The organism is Trichococcus sp. (assembly GCF_049589555.1).
In the GTDB taxonomy this organism is placed as follows: domain Bacteria; phylum Bacillota; class Bacilli; order Lactobacillales; family Aerococcaceae; genus Trichococcus.
In genome coordinates this window covers 1-2,398 of sequence record NZ_JBAWAZ010000229.1, presented here as the reverse complement: position 1 = coordinate 2,398, position 2,398 = coordinate 1, and the positions used below count along the sequence as shown (strand labels likewise).

3 protein-coding genes and 1 pseudogene are annotated in these 2,398 nt (G+C 49.5%); all 4 read right to left on the bottom strand.

Features of this window, described 5'->3' with window-relative positions:
* A pseudogene (locus WBV27_RS08620) lies at positions 1-244 on the bottom strand (MetQ/NlpA family ABC transporter substrate-binding protein); the annotation flags it as partial.
* Between the two features lie 80 nt (positions 245-324).
* Positions 325-1,179, bottom strand: coding sequence for a MetQ/NlpA family ABC transporter substrate-binding protein (locus WBV27_RS08615; protein ID WP_424201212.1), 855 nt, complete (start codon positions 1,177-1,179; stop codon positions 325-327).
* A 29-nt stretch (positions 1,180-1,208) separates the two neighbouring features.
* The gene (locus WBV27_RS08610) at positions 1,209-1,889 is read right to left on the bottom strand and encodes a methionine ABC transporter permease (protein WP_424201210.1); all 681 of its coding nucleotides are present in this window, start codon (positions 1,887-1,889) and stop codon (positions 1,209-1,211) included.
* The coding region (locus tag WBV27_RS08605) for an NIL domain-containing protein (protein WP_424201208.1) at positions 1,886-2,398 on the bottom strand (513 nt) is incomplete at its 5' end. The genes WBV27_RS08605 and WBV27_RS08610, both read right to left, overlap by 4 nt.

Sequence of the window (2,398 nt, the reverse complement as noted above, 5' to 3'; positions counted from 1 at the left end):
TGTAGTCAGTGAATTTGACGATTTCAAGATCGATGTTCTCGTCTGCCAGACGCTCTGCGACGGCTTCCCAGATTTCGACTGCGGATTCGCTGACCAGACCGATTTTGACTGTAGTTGGTTCTGCTGCAACTGTGCTGCTTGACTCTGCAGCGGATGAATCAGCGGTTGTTCCGCCGTTTCCGCATGCTGCCAGGAATAGTGAAGCTGTAAGGACTAGGCCACCAAATAATTTACTCTTTTTCATAATGTATTTCCTCCGATTGTTGTTTTTTTATTTTTACATCACGTCTGCAAACGTGATTTTTGTAAACAAGTTAATGGGTCTTACTGTTCCCAAGCGGGTACGTCGTTGCCTTCTGTGACATCATCCAGGATCGCTGCTGTTTCGGATGTTTGGTATTCCGCAACGACTTGTTTGTAGGTTTCATTGTCGACATCTGCCGAACGTGCCGCTACGATGTTCTTGTAGACGTCCGCAACGCTTGCAATATTATCAGTATCAAGGAATAAGGCGTCTTCTTTAGGATTCAGGTCTGCATCAGTAGCGTAGTTCGTGTTGATGATCGCTGCATCCACATCAGGAAGGGAGCGTGCGACTTGTGCAGCATCCAATTCTTCAAAGCTGATGTTCTTCGGGTTTTCTGTGATGTCGTTGACTGTCGGTGTTGTTCCTTTTGCTTCGTCGACTTTGATCAGGCCGATTGCTTGCAACAACAAGAGTGCGCGTCCTCCGTTGGTCACATCGTTAGGGATGGCGATTTTCGCTCCATCGGCTATGTCCGCATAGTCCGTAACTTTTTCAGAATACAAACCAAGTGGAGAAACATAAGTGAAGCCGATAGGAGTCAGATCAGACTTGTTATTGGCGTTGAAATCTTCAAGATAAGCCACATGCTGGAATGCGTTCAGGTCGATATCGCCATTCTCCAACGCGACGTTAGGCTGTACATAGTCGGTGAATTGGACGATTTCCAATTCGATCCCTTTTGATTCCAAACGGCTGGCTACATCTTCCCAGACCTCGACTTCGACTTCGCTGACTACGCCGATTTTCACTGTTTCGTTATCTGAAGAAGAAGTATCCGCTGCTGAGTCCGTGTTCGAGTCGCTGCTTCCGCAAGCTGCTAAAAATAAGGTAAGTGCTGCAACACCTGAGAATAATACGTTTTTCTTTTTCATGATTTGTTTCCTCCGTTTTTGTTTTTTTATTAGTGACTTACTTTTTTGACCAAGGCATTTCCGATGGCTTGGCTGATGAATACGATGATCAGGATGATGATGGTTGCGACCAAGGTCACGTCGTTCTGGAATCGGTTGTAGCCTCGGGTGATGGCCAGGTTACCCAAGCCGCCTCCGCCGATGGCTCCAGCCATTGCTGTCAAACCGATCAGGTTGATGATCGTTACGGATGATACGCGGATGATGCCTGGTAAGCCTTCCTTCAGGTAGACGCGGAAGATGATTTCCCAAGGGCTTGCACCCATTGATTGGGCCGCTTCGATGACGCCGGGATCGACTTCTACCAGTGCGTTCTGGATCTGACGGGCATAGAAGGGAACCGTCGCTACAACTAGTGGCACGATCGATGCGGTCGTGCCGATCGAAGTTCCGACCACGAAGCGTGTGAACGGTACGATCAGGGCCATCAGGATGATGAAGGGCAGCGAACGGAAGATGTTGACCAGCTTATCCAAAATGCTGTACAGGTGTTTGTTCTCCAGGATGCCGCCATCTTGTGTGACCAGTAAGATGACGCCCAGGATGACGCCAAGCCCACCGGCGATCAGTCCGGCAATGAGTGTCATGTATAAGGTTTCCCAAGTGCTCAGGAGCACTTCATCCCAAATCTCAGAGACGTTAGGGAGAAAGGTTGTCATGAATGTGTTCATTCTTCGTCGCCTCCTTTATTTTTCTTTTCGGCGATGATTTCTTCGGTGATGATCTCCACCGTTACGCCGTTATCCTGCAGGTAGCGGACGGCTTTCGCGATCGCTTCCGGTGTTCCGCTCAGGACGAGGAGCAGGGTGCCGACTGGCGTGTCCTGCAGTATCTCGACGTTGCCGAAGAGGATGTTGCCTTGGACATTGAACGTATTGGCCAGTTTGGCGATGAGTGGTTCGCCTGTGGAACCGCCGACGAAGGAAAGCTTTGTCAGCACATCATGCTCGTTCAGGTTCAGGATGGTCGGGTGGGTGATGACCGTTTCGATGCCGTGTTCGACATGTGTTGCTGTATCGATGAAGTCCTTCGTCAATTGGTTCTGCGGCTTCGTGAAGATGTCCAGAATCGAGCCGTACTCGATCACGCCACCGTCTTCCATCACAGCCACTTTGTTGCAGATTTCCTTCACGACCTGCATCTCATGGGTGATGATGACGATCGTCAGGTTCAATCTTTT